The organism is Collimonas antrihumi, from assembly GCF_018304965.1.
GTDB lineage: Bacteria > Pseudomonadota > Gammaproteobacteria > Burkholderiales > Burkholderiaceae_D > Collimonas > Collimonas antrihumi.
In genome coordinates this window covers 34,395-50,570 of the sequence record NZ_JAGQED010000030.1, presented here as the reverse complement: position 1 = coordinate 50,570, position 16,176 = coordinate 34,395, and the positions used below count along the sequence as shown (strand labels likewise).

Here is a 16,176-nt window from a genome sequence, read left to right as displayed (position 1 = left end):
CTGGAAACCGATTCAAGCCGTCACGCTCAATCCAGAACGGGATTCAGTCGTCGCAGCTGAATTGGCCAACCTTTCTATAGATCGATTGGCTGCATAAGTCAGGCGACAACTATCTTGACACGCGCCGGTTGGCTCATGGGACTGTCTAGGTTGTTGTTCTACTCGTTGTAGAGAACTGTTTTATATGACAAAGGGGCTTGGGCTAAGCACGCATGCCACTTCCGAAGTTCAAGTAGCTTTTGAAGAAAAAGCGAAGCGGAGTGCAGTTACTCCCGTCAGTGGAAAGGTCACGATATTTGCGGCACCAACCATAGACATGACTATTTACGAAATATATCTTGAATTTCGCACAGCACCGATCGGCAGCCTGGCAGCGAGCTCTGCGATTGCAGAGACGGCGATTTTTACTGGTGGTCGCTTGCTCCCGGCATTTGGGGCGGGCTACGAAGTTGGTACGGGAATTAACTACCTCATCACCAGCTATGCTCCGGAATTGGGTGACGCGATTGGAGGTACGATTTACGGAATAATTCAGAATATTAACGCTGCTGCATCGAATATTCAAAGAGGACAATATGAGCAAGGCCTGCGTCGCTGATCTGGCGCATCTTTGGACAATACAAATGCGTCTTCCTTGAAATATGCGCTCCCACAGATGTCTGTGATGGCTCCCCTCTGAGCGCCTGGGTTTTTGTCGTTGGTTTGAATCCAGCGGCGGCGTCCACTTGCTTGATTTACTCAAGAAGTGCGGCGCGACAATGGCACCACGCTCAATACGACGCGTTGCCCAAACTGCATAGATGCGTGATGGTTTTCATTCTACTCAAGCAGTAGCCAGTACACTTTTGCATCAAAACACACTCCTTTTATCAATCAATGATGGAATAATTTCTCGTGACTGCCAACTATCCCTTACCCGTTTTCACTGACACGAAACTCGTTGAACTGGTGACGTATGATCCAAATCATCTGTTGAATACACTGGTCAACACGTTGCGATTGAAAAATGACGCTGAACTTTCTCGCGTGCTCGAAATCGCACCACCGGTTATTAGCAAAATTCGCCACCACAGTATGCCAGTAGGTGCGTCAATGCTGATCCGCATGCATGAAATCAGCAATCTGAGTATCAGAGAATTGCGTGCCTTGATGGGGGATCGACGTCAAACATTTCGCGCGGGTGGCAAGTACCTCAAGCAGAAAAAATGATTGGAGTCGGTACAATGCAGAGTCCGCATGATAGATTGTCAATATAACTAAATTCGCCCATCCCCCACAAATGTAAAATTAGCCAAAAATACTCCCTGCTGCCTACAGGTTTCACTCAATCCTTGGTCGGTTTTGAAACCAATCCCCTCGCTGTTTTTACATTTTTGGGGAAGCTTTTACCTTCACCTTGGCGGTGCCTCCTCTTGGTCCTTTAAGGTATTGAGCCAATAAGTCGGATCCAAATATAAAGATGCCCAGGCGTCACGTCTAGCGTTGACGTACTTGGGCTGAATTCAAAGGTTCCGGATAGATTAATGTGCTGCCGGGCAATTGGCGAAATCCGACGCATCAGCTCGATCGCCAGCTTGCCGCCAGAAATCAATTTTCGCTCATAGAGGCGGGACAATATTAGTGTGTTGTAATAAATGACTGCATTGGCAATCAACCGTGAACATTCGTTCCACGCATGTTGCTCTTCTTCGGTCTTGACGCGGAATTTCTCTCCGTTGACGAACGCAACTGCGTGCCGGAAACGATGATAGGCATCCCCCCGATTCAAAGCTTTCTGGATCCCTTGCCGGAGATTTGGGCCGTCGATGTATTTCAGAACGTACTCGGTAAAGCACGGATTATTGAGTGTATAACGCCACCGCGCGCAGCGCCTACCAAGCTGACAATACGGGGCAGTACCAGGGTATCCCGCTGGGCGGTATGTCCGGCGTCATGCTCAACATAACGATTCCGGCCATGGCAATCGAATTCTGGGTTGAAAACGACTAATCATTTGCACCTCCAAGGTGTCTGGGGAAACGGGATTGCATATATGCAGTCCCGTTTTATCGCCGCCTATACACGCGAATTCGATGCCATCATGTATTACGTTCAGTTGAGGTTACCGTTCGGGCCGTTCTATAAGCGTTAACTGACAAGTTGCATTTTTGCAACAGTAGCCCCCAGCTCACCAGAAATGCCGGAGGCCGCTTGCTTGACGGTGTCGATCAGCGATTGCATTCGCTTGAGCGACATATAAGGAACGGTGCTGGACACGCTGATCGCAGCGACAATCATGTGGCGGGCGTCGTAAATTGGTGCTGCGACACAGCGAATCGACGGTTCGTTGTCCTCCAGGTCGAAGGCGTAGCCTCCCGCCGTGTATTGACGCATCTGATCGCGAAATTCAGTCCAGCTGCGCTTTTGCAATAGTTTGGAAGTGTCGGAGTTGGCTGCCGTGTTGCGCTTCTGGTAAAGACTTTTCCATTCATCCTCCGGCATTCCCAGCATCAATGCCTTGCCAACACCGGTGGTCGCGATCGGCATTCGATGGCCCACGCGTGAGCGCATTTCCAATCCCTTTTTCCCGGGAATTTTATCCAGGTAAAGCACATCGTCGGCGTCGCGTATGGCCAGATGAATGGTGTCGCCGGACTGTTCTGCCAGTTGATCGAGATAGGGGCGAGCAACCACTGTCAGCGAAATTTCTTCGCGCGCCTGAAACCCCAATTCAATCAACTTTGGTCCTAGCGCATATCCGACATTCGCCGTAAAGCGTAGATAGCGCTCCTGCACCAGGCAACTCGCGAGTCGGTGAGTCGTGCTACGAGTGGTACCAACTACCCGCGAAATTTCCATCAACTCACGCGCACCGCCGGCTACCGCTTGCAATACCGACAACCCGCGCGCCAGCGTTTGGGTGCCTGTAGTAGTGGCGCTATTTTGATCTACCTCGGTCAAGTCGGGGGGCTTACGCATCATGAAAGTCCGGCATCGTAAAAATTCCTATCGAAGAAGCGCATAGGATAACCGTTTAAATGAGAAACGGCGATAGAGTCATGTGTTATTTGAATTAAATACTATATATTGGGATTTGATTTCATATATTGACAGGTTAGGTAACTTCAAATAAAGTACGTCAAAATACTCCCATGGAATCTTTTCCAAACAAATTGATGAATCAGGCACAAAATCAAACACAGCTAATCGCACTCGACTGGGGCACCTCGTCGTTGCGGGCTTATCGTCTCGGTGTGGACGGTCAGGTATTGGAGTTACGCGCGTTGCCGTGGGGCGTGATGCGCCTGCCGGAGGTTGTGTCAGCTGAAAATTCCGGTGCGGATGGCAAGGAGGGGTTTGAGTTGGCGTTTGAGCAAGCTTGCGGCGATTGGCTCCTTGCCGCGCCGCACACCCCGGTGATTGCGGCAGGGATGGTCGGCAGCCGTGAGGGCTGGCGCGAAGCGCCTTACTTATCGATACCGATTACGGTCGATCAGATCGGCAGGACGCTGAGTACCGTACGCACGCGCACCGGCCAGATCATATATATCGTACCCGGGCTGATCCAGAACTCGGCACTACCGGACGTCATCCGAGGTGAAGAGGCTCAGGTAATCGGTGCGCTCAGCATGCTCGATTTCAATAAAAGCAGCTCCAGCACAGAACAGCAAGATGAGCCGGATGCGGTCCTGATCGGCTTGCCCGGCACCCATTCCAAATGGGTTCAAGTACGCGGGCAGCATCGTGAAATGAAAAGTCACATCGAGCATTTCAGCACATTCATGACTGGCGACGTGTACGCAGCGCTTTGCGCGCACACCATTCTGGCGCGCGGCATGCAAGCCAGCGACATCAGCCGCGGCGATCATGGTGCATTCGACCGCGGCGTCCTGGTGGCGAAAACACCGGCAGGACGCGCCGGCGTCCTGTCTACCATCTTCAGCACACGCACACTAGGCCTGACCGGTGTGCTGGATGCCGCAGGCCAACGCGAGTATCTGTCAGGGTTACTGATCGGCCATGAAGTGGCGGCATTACAAGCTTCATTGACGGAGCAACGCCAGCAGTTTCCGCGCGTGATACTGATCGGCGATGCGGCGTTGTGCGAACGTTACGTGCGAGCCCTCAAAGCATATGGTATTGATCAGGTCGAAGTGGCGGAACAAGCAACAGAACGCGGCTTGTGGCAACTGGCGCTGGCCGCGGGTCTACTGACTCGTATACAACCATAACCAAAGAATGACATGCTAAAAAATGCAATGCAACATTGTGGCCTGATTGCGATTCTGCGCGGCGTTGAGCCGCACGAAGTGGCGGCGATCGGTTTGAAACTGTACGAAGCCGGCTTCCGGATCATTGAGGTGCCGCTCAACTCGCCACAGCCTTTCGACAGCATCCGCACCCTGCGCAACGGCTTGCCGGCAGACTGCGTAATCGGTGCCGGCACTGTATTGACGACGGATCAGGTGGCAGAGGTTAAACGTGCCGGCGGTGAGATCATCGTGATGCCGCATAGCGACCCGCTGGTGATCGCTGCCGCCAAGCAGGCCGGATTAGCTTGCGCGCCGGGGGTGGCCACGGTAACGGAAGCATTTGCCGCGCTGGCTGCCGGCGCCGACGTATTGAAAATGTTCCCGGCCGAGCAATTAGGGGCGAACGTGGTCAAAGCATGGCGCGCAGTCATTCCAGCGGCGGTTGCATTGATTCCGGTGGGTGGTATCACGCCCGAAAATCTGGCAACTTTTGTTACCTCAGGTGCATCTGGTTTTGGCCTGGGCTCGGCGCTCTATAAACCCGGTCTAAGCGCAGCGCAGGTCGCTCAGAATGCTGTCAAATTCGTTGCCGCATGGCGCAATACGCAACCTTGAAAATTAATCTGATTCAAAAAAAGCGTGGCGTCGAGCCGACGTCTCCATTGAAGAGAGCGCAACAATGAAAATCACCAAACTGACCACTTACATCGTACCGCCGCGTTGGTGTTTCCTGAAAATAGAAACCGATGAAGGTGTAGTTGGCTGGGGCGAACCGGTCGTTGAAGGCCGGGCACATAGCGTTGCCGCTGCGGTCGACGAATTGTCCGACTACCTGATCGGCAAGGATCCACGCCATATCGAAGATCACTGGACGGTGCTGTACCGCGGCGGATTTTATCGCGGCGGCGCCATCCACATGAGCGCATTGGCCGGCATCGACCAGGCGCTATGGGATATCAAGGGCAAGGCGCTTGGCGTTTCGGTCAGCCAATTGCTGGGCGGCCCGGTGCGCGACAGCATCCGCGTGTATTCCTGGATCGGTGGCGATCGCCCTGCCGATACGGCAGCGGCGGCCAAGGATGCCGTGGCGCGCGGCTTTACCGCAGTGAAGATGAACGGCACCGAAGAACTGCAGTTCGTCGATTCCTATGAAAAAGTGGAAGCGACTCTGGCCAACGTCGCCGCGGTACGTGAGGCGGTCGGCCCGCATATCGGCATTGGCGTCGACTTTCACGGCCGGGTGCACAAGCCGATGGCAAAGGTCCTGATCAAGGAGCTGGACCCGTACAAGCTGATGTTCATCGAAGAACCGGTGCTCAGTGAAAACTACGAAGCCTTGAAAGAGCTGGCGCCGCTCACCAGCATCCCGATCGCGCTGGGCGAGCGGCTGTATTCCCGTTGGGACTTCAAGCGCATCCTGAGCGAAGGTTATGTCGACATCATCCAGCCCGATGTTTCCCACGCTGGCGGCATCACTGAAACCCGTAAAATCGCCACCATGGCCGAAGCCTACGATGTGGCAGTGGCATTGCATTGCCCGCTCGGTCCGATTGCCCTGGCCGCCTGCTTGCAGGTTGACGCAGTGTCGTACAACGCATTCATCCAGGAACAAAGCCTGGGAATTCACTACAACGAGAGCAACGATTTGCTCGACTATGTGAAAAACCCTGAGGTATTTGCCTACGATAAAGGCTACGTGACCATCCCGCAAGGACCAGGGCTCGGCATTGAAATCAACGAGGAATATGTCAAGGAGCGCGCCGCTATCGGCCACCGCTGGCGCAATCCGATCTGGCGTCACAAGGATGGCAGCTTCGCTGAGTGGTAGGAATAACGAATAAAAAGAGGCAGCCATAGCCTCATTCATACAACTATCAATCGATTCAATCTAAAAATCTAGAAGAATCCAAAAGGAGACACGCATGCGACATGCACCGCCGGACATCGGCAATTCAAACCTATTCAGAATTTGGCGCAGCCAACCCGGTTAGCAGGTCATGGTCATGAGAAACGGATCATGGACGGGGCTTAGTCGTAAGACTATCCGGAGGAGAAAATTGGAGCGTCATGCTATCGGCGCTCGTGCCGCTTTCTGCGAACGTCCGGTCCCGGGGCAATATTCAATTGGCAGCAACACAAACACATCCATAGTCTGAGCATGACGTGCTGCACGCGCAATTCTACACAATGACCTGATCGTCATTTTGAGGAGTAACCGGACCGATGAAGTCGCGGCCATCGGCCCGGTGTTACATGAAGCCGGACAGTGGGGTAGTTTGCTGTGATGCAGCCCCGATTTGAAACTAACAAGGAGACTTTTGCATGAAAAACATAATCCGAAAATCGATTGCCATGTTGGGCTTCGCCACGATAGCGCTGGCTAGTCATGCTGCGATGGCTGAGGAAACCAAGATCGGCTTCCTGGTCAAGATGCCTGAAGAAGGCTGGTTCCAGGAAGAGTGGCGTTTTGCAGAGCAGGCAGCAAAAGAAAAAGGTTTCACGCTGATCAAAATTGGTGTTCCTAATGGCGAAAAAGTGATGAGCGCCATTGATAACCTCGCGGCGCAGCATGCGCAAGGCTTTGTGATTTGTGTACCCGATGTCAAGCTGGGCACGGCCATCGTTGCCAAGGCAAAACAACTCAACTTGAAGTTTTCTACTGTAGACGATCGCCTGATCGACGGTAAAGGCAAGCCAATAGAAAGCGTGCCGCACATGGGCATTTCCGCTTTTGAAATCGGTAAACAGGTAGGAGCGGGTCTGGTCGCCGAGATGAAAGCACGGGGATGGAACATGAACGAAGTTGGCGCATTGCGCATTTCGTTTGATGAACTTCCTACAGCAAAAGAGCGGACTGATGGCGTACTCGATGCGCTTAAGGCCGCCGGTTTCCCAATGGCCAACGTCGTCAATGCACCTGAAGTGAAGACAGATACCGAGAGTGCCTTCAATGCAGGCAGCACCGCGTTGCTGAAAAATCAGAAATTCAAAAAATGGCTGGCTTTCGGGTTGAACGATGAATCTGTCTTAGGGGCCGTGCGCGCCGCTGAAGGCCAGGGTATCAAGGCGGACAGCATGATCGCCATCGGTATCGGTGGTAGCGCCTCCGCAGTCAGTGAATTCGCAAAGAAAGACGTAACCGCGTTTTTGGGTACGGTCTTGATCAGTCCGAAGCGCCATGGTTATGAAACCGCAGTGAACATGTACGACTGGGCAAAGAACGGCAAAGCTCCGCCAGCCTTGGTCCTTACCAGCGGCAAGATCATGTACCGCGGCAACCAAAAAGAAGTCAAGGCTGAAATGGGCTTGTAAGCCATGTAGGCGGGTATTCACCCGCCATGCAAGCACAAGCCAAGCTGCGCCGAGACCTATTGGGCGGCCGGCGCAGCCTTCGTTATAAATCAGCAGATCGCCCAGCGCGAGGAGACTGCCAGTGAGTACCTATTTACAATTTTTATCAATCAGCAAGCAGTTTCCTGGTGTGAAAGCGCTTGACGGTGTGTCGTTTGAGGCCGCCGAAGGACAAGTCCATGGACTGATGGGCGAAAACGGAGCCGGAAAATCTACCCTGCTGAAAATCCTGGGTGGCCAATACATTCCATCGTCAGGGCAAATTCTGATTGGTGGTCAGGAACAGCACTTCCGTAGCGCCAGCGATTCGATTGCTGCTGGCGTTGCGATCATCCACCAGGAACTCCAGTATGTGCCAGACATGTCGGTGGCTGACAACCTCATGCTGGGACATTTTATTTCAAAGTTCGGCTATCTGCGTGAGTCTGCTGCACTGGAGTTGGTTCGGTCGGAGTTGGAACGAATGGGCGTTGACATCGATCCGCGTGCCAAATTGCGAGATCTGTCCATTGCGCAGCGTCAGATGGTTGAGATCTGTAAGGCATTGATGCGTGATGCCAAGATCATCGCCCTGGACGAGCCTACCAGCAGCCTGTCTAATCGCGAAACAGAAATCCTGTTTCGCATGGTGGACGACCTCAAGCGCAAGAATAAGGCATTGATTTATATTTCTCATCGCTTAGATGAGATTTATCGTTTGTGCGACAGTTGCACCGTCTTCAGGGATGGACGCAAGGTGGTGTCCTACCCGTCGCTGAGCCAGGTGTCCCAGCATGAGCTGATTAACCAGATGGTAGGGCGTGAAATTGCCGATATCTATGACTACCAGCCTCGACCCTTGGGGCCGGTGGTGCTGAAGGTCGAAAACATGCAAGGCAAGTCCGTGCCGCAGCCACTGAGTTTTGAGGTTCGCCAGGGCGAAATCGTTGGCTTTTTTGGTTTGGTGGGTGCGGGCCGAAGCGAATTGATGAAGTTGGTTTACGGGGCCGAGACCATGCATACCGGCAAAATTTTCCTGGGTGATAAGGAATTGCAGGGAGTGGGGATTCAAAACTCGATTGCCAACGGCATTGTATTTTGTCCCGAGGACCGCAAGGAAGAGGGGATCGTGGGCGGACGCTCGGTGTCAGAGAACATCAACATGAGCGTACGACGCCATGATCGCAAGTTCAGATTTTTCGTCGACGATAAAAAAGAAGCCGCAACGGCAGACCGATTCATCAAATTGCTGAAAATTAAGACACCGAACCGATCTCAGGAAATTCGTTTTCTATCGGGCGGCAATCAGCAAAAAGCCATTCTGTCACGTTGGCTGGCAGAACCCAATGTAAAAGTCATCATCATGGACGAGCCCACACGCGGCATTGACGTAGGCGCAAAGCATGAAATCTACGCCGTGATGTACGAGCTGGCGCGTAAGGGCTGCGGCATTGTGATGGTGTCTAGTGAACTACCCGAGGTACTGGGTGTGTCTGACCGCATTGTGGTGATGTGTCAAGGACAAATTGTGGGTGAAGTGAGCCACGAAGATGCCAATGAAAACAAGGTACTTGCAATGGCTTTGCCCAAGAGCGCCACTGCTTCAATAACTGGAAATTGAGAGAACATGAAAACACAACCATCCTTGATGCGACGGGTCATCGAAGACTACAGTCTGATTTTTATCTTTGTCGCGATGTTCGTAACCTTGTCGTTGACCGTGCCGTATTTCTTTTCGCAGCAAAACATGATCGGGCTTGGCCTTTCAGTTTCGCAAATTGGCATGCTTGCCTGCACCATGATGTTTTGCCTGGCCTCGCGTGACTTCGATCTTTCGATTGGTTCAACCGTGGCATGCGCGGGCGTGGTCTGCGCCATGGTGCTGAACAAGACAGACAGCATAACCATGGGGATTCTGGCCAGCCTGGCGTGCGGGATTATTGTCGGATGGATCAACGGCGCGGTGATCTCCTATCTACGCATCAACGCGTTGATTACCACCTTGGCAACCATGCAAATCGTGCGCGGCATGGCCTTCCTTGCCTCTGGTGGACAGGCGGTCGGGGTCACCAACGAGAGCTTTTTCGGCCTGGGTACGAGCATGCTGCTGGGCATTCCTACCCCGATTTGGATCACGGTACTGTGTTTTGTGGTGTTCGGCGTGATGTTGAACAAGACGGTATATGGACGCAATACCCTGGCAATCGGGGGAAACCCGGAAGCCTCCCGGCTCGCCGGCGTCAACGTTGCAAAGACCCGTGTCTACATCTTCCTGATCCAGGGTGCTGTAGCAGGTTTGGCGGGCGTCATCCTGGCCTCGCGCATTACGAGTGGGCAACCCAATGCGGCGCAAGGTTTTGAGCTCAGCGTGATCTCGGCCTGCGTGCTGGGCGGGGTGTCCTTGATGGGCGGACGCGCCACTATTAGTGGGGTGGTGGTAGGGGTGCTCATCATGGGGACCGTGGAGAATGTGATGAGCCTGCTCAATGTCGACTCGTTCTACCAATATGTGGTGCGGGGTACGATTTTGTTGTTGGCCGTGCTGGTGGACCAGCTCAAGAGTCGGGCTGAGTGAGCTCCTGAAAAATGATTTCCCACTATCTCCGTTGCTATAACGAAAAGCCGTACTGGAAAAAAACATGACTCATCGACTTCAAGGAAAAATTTGCATCGTGACCGGTGGCGGCCAAGGCATCGGTGCGGCGGTGGCGGACTGCTTTGCCGGGGAAGGTGCCAGCGTGGTGATTGCCGAACTGGATGAGGCCGTGGGGGCTGCCAAAACGCGTGACCTCGTAGCGCAAGGCGCCTCTGCGTTGTTCGTTCGCACCGATGTGGCGCAGGCCGAATCGGTTCAGGCCATGGTGGCCGCAACGCTGGCACGGTTTGGACGCATCGATGTGCTGGTCAACAACGCGGGTATCAACGTCTTCCGGGAACCTCTGAAAATGACGGTGGATGACTGGAAATTGTGCATGTCGGTCGACCTGGACGGCGTGTGGCATTGTTGTCAGGCCGCGCTGCCTGCCATGCTCGACGGCGGCGGTGGCAGCATTATCAATATGGCCTCGACGCATTCCTTTTCCATCATTCCCGGGTGCTTTCCGTACCCGGTGGCCAAGCATGGCGTGATTGGCTTGACTCGGGCGCTGGCGCTGGAGTACGCCGCCCGCGGCATACGTGTCAACGCGATTGCACCGGGTTATATCGAAACGCGCCTGAATATCGAGCACTGGAATAGTTTTCCCGATCCTGCCGCTGCCCGGCAAGCTACTTGCGATCTGCTGCCACCTAAACGCATCGGGCGTCCCGATGAGGTCGGGATGACGGCAGTTTTTCTGGCGTCCGACGAGGCGCCATTTATCAACGCCAGTACCATCGTCATTGATGGCGGACGATCAGTTGTATATCACGACTGATCGGGTACTCGGAATATCGCGGGAAACCTCAATTCCCACAATTACAAAGGCAATTCTGGAGGCACTATGACAGAACCAAAACACCCATCCCGCCGCCTGCGCTCGCAAGCATGGTTCGGCGGCGACGACAAAGATGGTTTCATCCACCGCAGCTGGATGAAAAATCAGGGTTATCCAAACGATGCATTTGATGGCAGACCAGTGATTGGCATCTGCAACACCTGGTCCGAACTAACGCCTTGCAACGGTCATTTCCGCGACCTGGCCGAAGCCGTCAAGCGCGGCGTCCTGGAAGCGGGTGGTTTTCCGGTCGAATTTCCCGCCATGTCGCTGGGGGAATCGAATTTACGCCCGACCGCCATGCTGTTCCGTAATTTGGCCAGCATGGATGTGGAAGAATCGATCCGCGCTAACCCGATCGACGGTGTGGTGCTGCTAACCGGCTGTGACAAAACTACCCCGGCGCTGTTGATGGGCGCGGCCAGTGTGGATCTGCCGACCATCGTCCTGTCGGGTGGCCCTATGTTGAACGGCAATTACCGCGGCAAACCTATCGGTTCCGGCACCGACGTCTGGAAATTCTCGGAAGACTTGCGTGCAGGCCGCATGACCTTGAGCGATTTCAAGCAGGCCGAATCGTGCATGTCGCGCTCGACCGGGCACTGCATGACCATGGGCACGGCTTCGACCATGGCCAGCATGGTGGAGGCGCTGGGCGTCACCTTGCCAGGTAATGCGGCGATTCCGGCCGTCGATGCGCGGCGCAAGCTGCAGGCGCAAATGACCGGACGGCGCATCGTCGATATGGTGCATGAAGATTTGAAGCTATCGCAGATATTGACCAAGCAGGCGTTTGAAAACGCCATCATGGTGAATGGCGCAATCGGGGGCTCGACTAATGCTGTGGTGCATTTGCTAGCGATTGCCGGCCGTATTGGCGTCGACCTGACCCTGGCAGACTGGGATCGGCTGGGGCGCGATATCCCCTGCCTGCTGAACCTGATGCCGTCAGGCCAGTATCTGATGGAAGATTTTTATTATGCGGGCGGCTTGCCGGTGATTATTCGCGAGCTGCTGGGGAGTTTGCACGGCGACGCTCTGACCGTCACCGGGACTAGCCTCGCGGCCAATGTCGAGGATGCGGAAAATTTCAATCCCGACGTCATCCACCCGCTGGCCGAGCCTTTCAAGGAAGAGGGTGGCATTGCGGTCTTGAAGGGCAATCTGTCGCCGCGCGGAGCGATCATCAAACCATCGGCCGCAACGCCGGCGCTGATGCAGCATCGCGGCCGCGCCGTGGTGTTTCACAGTATCGAGCATTACAAGGAAAGAATCGACAATCCCGATCTCGATATCGACGCCAGCTGCGTCATGGTGTTGCAAAACTGTGGCCCCAAAGGCTATCCGGGCATGGCAGAGGTGGGCAACATGGGCTTGCCAAAAAAATTGCTGGAGCAGGGAGTCCAGGACATGGTACGCATCTCGGACGCGCGCATGAGCGGTACCGCGTTTGGCACCGTGGTGTTGCACGTTGCGCCGGAAGCGGCGATGGGCGGCCCGCTGGCGCTGGTGCGCGACGGCGACATGATCGACCTCGACGTGGCGGCACGGCGTCTGCACCTGGATGTCAGCGATGAAGAACTGGCCCGCCGGCGCGCAGAATGGCAGGCGCCCGTGCCGGCCATGCGCGGCGGTTATCAGTCCATGTATATAAAGCATGTATTGCAGGCCGATCAGGGCGTCGATCTGGATTTTCTGGTCGGTTGCCGCGGTTCCGCAGTGCCGCGTGAATCACACTGAGCATGGACGGTAACATGAGTGCGGCGAAGCAACTCGATCTGCTGGTCGATGCCCAGAACCATCTGGGGGAGGGTGTGCTGTGGTGCGAACGCAGCCAACGGGTCTACTGGACCGATATCCTGGCGCAGCGGCTGCATTGTTATTGTCCGGATAGTGGCGCGTGCAGGGATTGGATCATGCCGGAGCGGCTGTCCTGTTTTGCATTCACGACAGATGAAAACATTTTTTTGTTAGGGCTGGCATCCCGACTGGCTTTTTTCGATCTGCGCACCGAGACCGTGACCGATATCTGTGCGGTGGAAGCCGAATTGCCGATGACGCGGGTCAATGACGGCCGTTGCGACCGTCAGGGCCGCTTCGTGTTCGGCACCATGGATGAACGGGGTAGCAAAGAGTCAATAGGTAGTTTTTATCGGCTTAATCACGATCTGACGCTGGAACGTCTGCCATTGCCGAGGATTGCCATCGCCAACAGCATTTGTTTCAGTGTCGATGGCAGCGCCATGTATTTTTGCGATTCGATAGGGAAAATCATCTACCGCTGGGACGGCTACGGGAGCAGCGATGCCTCGCAGTTCAATGTGTTTGCCGAGCTCGGCTCCGGCCCCGCTGCACCCGATGGCGCGACCGTCGACGCCGATGGATTCCTATGGAGCGCACAATGGGGAGGTGCCCGCGTGGTCCGTTACGCACCGGATGGCGGCGTTGACCGTATGTTGCATCTGCCGGTGTCGCAGCCAAGCTGCGTCTGCTTCGGCGGTACACAGTTCAACCAGCTGTTTGTGACGACAGCGCAGGAATCGCTCTCGGTCGGCATGCTGATCGACGAGCCGCTGGCCGGCGGCCTGTTCCATAAGCAGTTCAATGATGTGCGCGGTTTGCCAGAGGTGCGCTTCGGTGGACGTATATAACGATTACAAATGAATGAAGTCAAAGGAGCAGGCATGACAAATTATCAGGGCATCTATCCGATTCTGTACGCGTTCTTCAAGGCCGACGGGACGTTGGACCGCAACGCCATGCGGGCTCAGGTCGAAGCCAGTATCCGTCATGGTGCGCATGGCATTGCCATCCTCGGTTTGGCGACCGAAGCCAATAAGCTGGCGGCCGGCGAACGGCGCCAGGTGATGGAATGGGCGGCCGAGGATGTTGCTGGCCGGGTACCGCTGGCGGTGACCATCAGCGAGCCGAATATTCCCGAATATGTGGCGTTTGCCAAGGCGGCCGCCGGACTGGGAGCCGACTGGGTGGTGCTGCAACCACCGGCTGGCCGGAGCGTGCCCGAGACCGAATATATTCGTTTTTTCGGCGCGGTAGCCGACGCTTGTCCGGTACCGGTAGCGATCCAGAATGCCGCCATGTATTTGGGCACGGGCTTGTCTGATGCGGGTTTGAAAGTGCTGGGCCGGAATCATCAGAACGTAAAAATCCTGAAAGCCGAAGGTACTGCCGCCGCAATCCGGAAAACCATTGAAACTACCGATGGTATGTTCACTGTTTTCAACGGGCGTGGCGGTTTGGAACTGCCGGATAATTTGCTGGCCGGCTGTGCCGGCCTGATCCCGGCACCGGAGTGTTTCGATGTGCAGGTCAAAATATACAATCTGATCAGGCAAGGCGGCGAAGATAATTTGCAACAGGCACTGGCGCTGTACCGTGAGATATTGCCGCTGATTGTGTTCCTGATGCAGTCGATCGATAACTTCCTGTGCTATGGCAAACGCCTGACGGCTCGCCGTCTGGGACTGGAGCAGGTGTTTGATCGCGCTCCGGCGTTGGCGCCTGATGCTTTTGGTCTGGCCACGCTGGAACGTTATAGCGATCACTTGCTGGCCTGGTAGCGTTCTGTGTGGCAAAGGATGCCATCATGAAAAGTATGGAATCGGCCATGGAGGTTTGGCATGAATCACTGGCTGCAGTCGCACCTGGTTTGTTTCGAATTCATGTGCGAGGTGCGCGGGTCTGGCTGACATTTCTGAATGTCGGTGCGCGCATCGAGCGTTGGCGCCGCCTCACCAGGGATGGCGATTGGGTAGATCTATGTCTTTTCTATCCCGACCCGAGGCATGCCTTGGCGGATCAAGTCTCAATGGGGGTGACCGTAGGGCGGTTTGCAAACCGTATCGCCAATGGCGAGTTCCCGATGAACGGCAAAATTGTACGCCTGGAGCGCAACGACTCCGGGAAGAATCATGTCCACGGCGGTGCGCTGGGATTTGGTCAACGCCTGTGGCAACTGAAATGCATAGGCTCGCACGGCGTGGAGTTCAGTTTGCATTCCCCGGATGGCGACCAAGGTTATCCGGGTTCTGTCGAAATGGAAGTCTGCTATGACCTCGAGTCCGAAGACCTGTTGCGCATCGTCCACAGAGCTTTTTGCGCACAAGAAACGATCATCAACACCACCAACCATGCCTATTTCAATCTGCATGGGGTTTCGTTGAGGGCAGGTGAGGCGCATCAGCCAAGCATCATGGACCACCAATTGCAAATTGCCGCGGACCAGTATCTGCACGATCGTGGTGACTATATCCCCTCGGGTGCAGTGCTGGAAGTCGAAAATACGGCTTTTGACTTTCGAGTGGCACGTACCTTGTCCGACCAGGTGCCGAGAATGCCCAACGGATGTTTCAATACCACATATGTGAACCCCCAGCGCGATCCAACCCGCATGCTGGCGCACGTTAGTTCTCCAGGATCTCCTTGGACGCTTAGTGTAGGGAGCGATGCACCTGGCGCAATTTTTTATAACGGATTCGTACTTTCCAAAGAACGTACTTTTGGTTTGTATGGGCCGCTGGCTGGATTGTGTATTGAGCCCCAAAACTATCCCGATTGTGTCAATCATCCTGAGTGGCCCTCGGCGGTAGCGAGTCCTTCGCAACCCTATTCACGAACAATCATTTATCGATTGGCAGAGAGCGAGTGATAAGCGTCACGGTTAGCGCGGCCATGTCTGACGTTATTTGATAACGCCATGTGGCGGTAGGTAAAGTGGGCTGTCTTTACCCGAAAATTCCTCAAATCTCAGTTTAGAAAATTCTCCGTTGATGCATCTTGATTTATTCAGATGGCCTATCAAATCGCGAGAGTGTCGCATTTCAGCACAAATTAATCCTATATATTGGGATTTAATATCAGATATTGACAGTTAATTTAACTTGAAATACAGTGAGTCAAAATCCTCTTCGTGAAATATTTTTCAGCCAGACAGGCGAATCAGGTTCAGCGTCAAACATGGCTAATCGCATTGGGGTGGCCGGCCGCCGCCGGGATTGGTGCGAAGCGCCGGCCTGTCGATACCGGTTGCGGTCGATCAAGTTGAAGATGCAACGAATGGATATGGCGTAGGCGGCAATCGGTGGATACGGCATTTGTGACTTTCTGTGCCGTCGCCG

15 protein-coding genes and 1 pseudogene are annotated in these 16,176 nt (G+C 54.5%); 14 read left to right on the top strand and 2 right to left on the bottom strand.

What is annotated here, in order from left to right:
- The first annotated feature begins 184 nt into the window (after positions 1 to 184).
- Positions 185 to 598 carry a hypothetical protein gene (locus tag KHU29_RS19155; RefSeq protein ID WP_211454773.1) on the top strand — a complete coding sequence of 138 codons (414 nt, stop codon included), beginning with the start codon at positions 185 to 187 and terminating at the stop codon, positions 596 to 598.
- Between the two features lie 296 nt (positions 599 to 894).
- Entirely contained in the window at positions 895 to 1,209 is a 315-nt protein-coding gene (locus KHU29_RS19150) for a hypothetical protein (protein ID WP_211454771.1), read from the top strand.
- A 211-nt stretch (positions 1,210 to 1,420) separates the two neighbouring features.
- On the opposite strand, the gene KHU29_RS19145 is transcribed toward KHU29_RS19150, so the two are convergent.
- The gene (locus KHU29_RS19145; RefSeq protein WP_425514495.1) at positions 1,421 to 1,780 is read right to left on the bottom strand and encodes a Tn3 family transposase; all 360 of its coding nucleotides are present in this window, start codon (positions 1,778 to 1,780) and stop codon (positions 1,421 to 1,423) included.
- 65 nt (positions 1,781 to 1,845) lie between these two features.
- On the opposite strand from KHU29_RS19145, the gene KHU29_RS19140 reads away from it, so the two are divergent.
- Entirely contained in the window at positions 1,846 to 1,989 is a 144-nt protein-coding gene (locus KHU29_RS19140) for a hypothetical protein (protein ID WP_211454769.1), read from the top strand.
- 138 nt (positions 1,990 to 2,127) lie between these two features.
- Here KHU29_RS19140 and KHU29_RS19135 read toward each other — a convergent pair whose 3' ends face one another.
- A complete protein-coding gene (locus KHU29_RS19135; protein WP_425514494.1) occupies positions 2,128 to 2,961 on the bottom strand; it encodes an IclR family transcriptional regulator in 834 nt (277 codons plus the stop codon).
- Positions 2,962 to 3,131: 170 nt separating this feature from the next.
- Between KHU29_RS19135 and KHU29_RS19130 the strand changes: the two genes are divergently transcribed.
- The 11 genes and pseudogenes from KHU29_RS19130 to KHU29_RS19080 all read left to right on the top strand — a co-directional run bounded on the left by KHU29_RS19130 (position 3,132) and on the right by KHU29_RS19080 (position 15,707).
- Entirely contained in the window at positions 3,132 to 4,211 is a 1,080-nt protein-coding gene (locus tag KHU29_RS19130) for a 2-dehydro-3-deoxygalactonokinase (protein WP_246542274.1), read from the top strand.
- Between the two features lie 12 nt (positions 4,212 to 4,223).
- A complete protein-coding gene (locus KHU29_RS19125) occupies positions 4,224 to 4,847 on the top strand; it encodes a 2-dehydro-3-deoxy-6-phosphogalactonate aldolase (protein ID WP_211454767.1) in 624 nt (207 codons plus the stop codon).
- A 64-nt stretch (positions 4,848 to 4,911) separates the two neighbouring features.
- Complete coding sequence (gene dgoD, locus KHU29_RS19120) at positions 4,912 to 6,060, top strand: galactonate dehydratase (RefSeq protein ID WP_211454765.1); 1,149 nt, start codon at positions 4,912 to 4,914, stop codon at positions 6,058 to 6,060.
- Between the two features lie 494 nt (positions 6,061 to 6,554).
- Positions 6,555 to 7,544: an arabinose ABC transporter substrate-binding protein gene (locus tag KHU29_RS19115; protein ID WP_211454763.1), complete on the top strand. Its 990-nt coding sequence runs from the start codon at positions 6,555 to 6,557 to the stop codon at positions 7,542 to 7,544.
- A gap of 121 nt (positions 7,545 to 7,665) precedes the next feature.
- Positions 7,666 to 9,183: an L-arabinose ABC transporter ATP-binding protein AraG gene (araG, locus tag KHU29_RS22480; protein WP_211454761.1), complete on the top strand. Its 1,518-nt coding sequence runs from the start codon at positions 7,666 to 7,668 to the stop codon at positions 9,181 to 9,183.
- Positions 9,184 to 9,189: 6 nt separating this feature from the next.
- Positions 9,190 to 10,119 (top strand): annotated as a pseudogene (gene araH, locus KHU29_RS22475) (L-arabinose ABC transporter permease AraH); the annotation flags it as partial.
- 82 nt (positions 10,120 to 10,201) lie between these two features.
- Complete coding sequence (locus tag KHU29_RS19100) at positions 10,202 to 10,978, top strand: SDR family oxidoreductase (protein ID WP_211454756.1); 777 nt, start codon at positions 10,202 to 10,204, stop codon at positions 10,976 to 10,978.
- Between the two features lie 66 nt (positions 10,979 to 11,044).
- Positions 11,045 to 12,778: an L-arabinonate dehydratase gene (gene araD, locus KHU29_RS19095; protein WP_211454755.1), complete on the top strand. Its 1,734-nt coding sequence runs from the start codon at positions 11,045 to 11,047 to the stop codon at positions 12,776 to 12,778.
- Positions 12,779 to 12,792: 14 nt separating this feature from the next.
- Positions 12,793 to 13,689, top strand: a complete 897-nt coding sequence (locus KHU29_RS19090) for an SMP-30/gluconolactonase/LRE family protein (protein WP_211454754.1) — start codon at positions 12,793 to 12,795, stop codon at positions 13,687 to 13,689.
- A 33-nt stretch (positions 13,690 to 13,722) separates the two neighbouring features.
- Positions 13,723 to 14,619, top strand: coding sequence for a dihydrodipicolinate synthase family protein (locus KHU29_RS19085; protein ID WP_211454753.1), 897 nt, complete (start codon positions 13,723 to 13,725; stop codon positions 14,617 to 14,619).
- A 26-nt stretch (positions 14,620 to 14,645) separates the two neighbouring features.
- Positions 14,646 to 15,707, top strand: coding sequence for an aldose epimerase family protein (locus KHU29_RS19080; protein WP_211454752.1), 1,062 nt, complete (start codon positions 14,646 to 14,648; stop codon positions 15,705 to 15,707).
- The last annotated feature ends 469 nt before the right edge of the window (positions 15,708 to 16,176 follow it).

Excerpts from the sequence above, each read along its gene's own strand:
- araD (WP_211454755.1), top strand. The coding sequence starts at position 11,045 with ATGACAGAACCAAAACACCCATCCCGCCGCCTGCGCTCGCAAGCATGG.
- dgoD (WP_211454765.1), top strand. The coding sequence starts at position 4,912 with ATGAAAATCACCAAACTGACCACTTACATCGTACCGCCGCGTTGGTGT.
- KHU29_RS19090 (WP_211454754.1), top strand. The coding sequence starts at position 12,793 with ATGAGTGCGGCGAAGCAACTCGATCTGCTGGTCGATGCCCAGAACCAT.
- KHU29_RS19100 (WP_211454756.1), top strand. The coding sequence starts at position 10,202 with ATGACTCATCGACTTCAAGGAAAAATTTGCATCGTGACCGGTGGCGGC.
- KHU29_RS19125 (WP_211454767.1), top strand. The coding sequence starts at position 4,224 with ATGCTAAAAAATGCAATGCAACATTGTGGCCTGATTGCGATTCTGCGC.
- KHU29_RS19080 (WP_211454752.1), top strand. The coding sequence starts at position 14,646 with ATGAAAAGTATGGAATCGGCCATGGAGGTTTGGCATGAATCACTGGCT.
- KHU29_RS19115 (WP_211454763.1), top strand. The coding sequence starts at position 6,555 with ATGAAAAACATAATCCGAAAATCGATTGCCATGTTGGGCTTCGCCACG.
- KHU29_RS19085 (WP_211454753.1), top strand. The coding sequence starts at position 13,723 with ATGACAAATTATCAGGGCATCTATCCGATTCTGTACGCGTTCTTCAAG.
- KHU29_RS19130 (WP_246542274.1), top strand. The coding sequence starts at position 3,132 with ATGGAATCTTTTCCAAACAAATTGATGAATCAGGCACAAAATCAAACA.
- KHU29_RS19135 (WP_425514494.1), bottom strand. The coding sequence starts at position 2,961 with ATGATGCGTAAGCCCCCCGACTTGACCGAGGTAGATCAAAATAGCGCC.
- KHU29_RS19155 (WP_211454773.1), top strand. The coding sequence starts at position 185 with ATGACAAAGGGGCTTGGGCTAAGCACGCATGCCACTTCCGAAGTTCAA.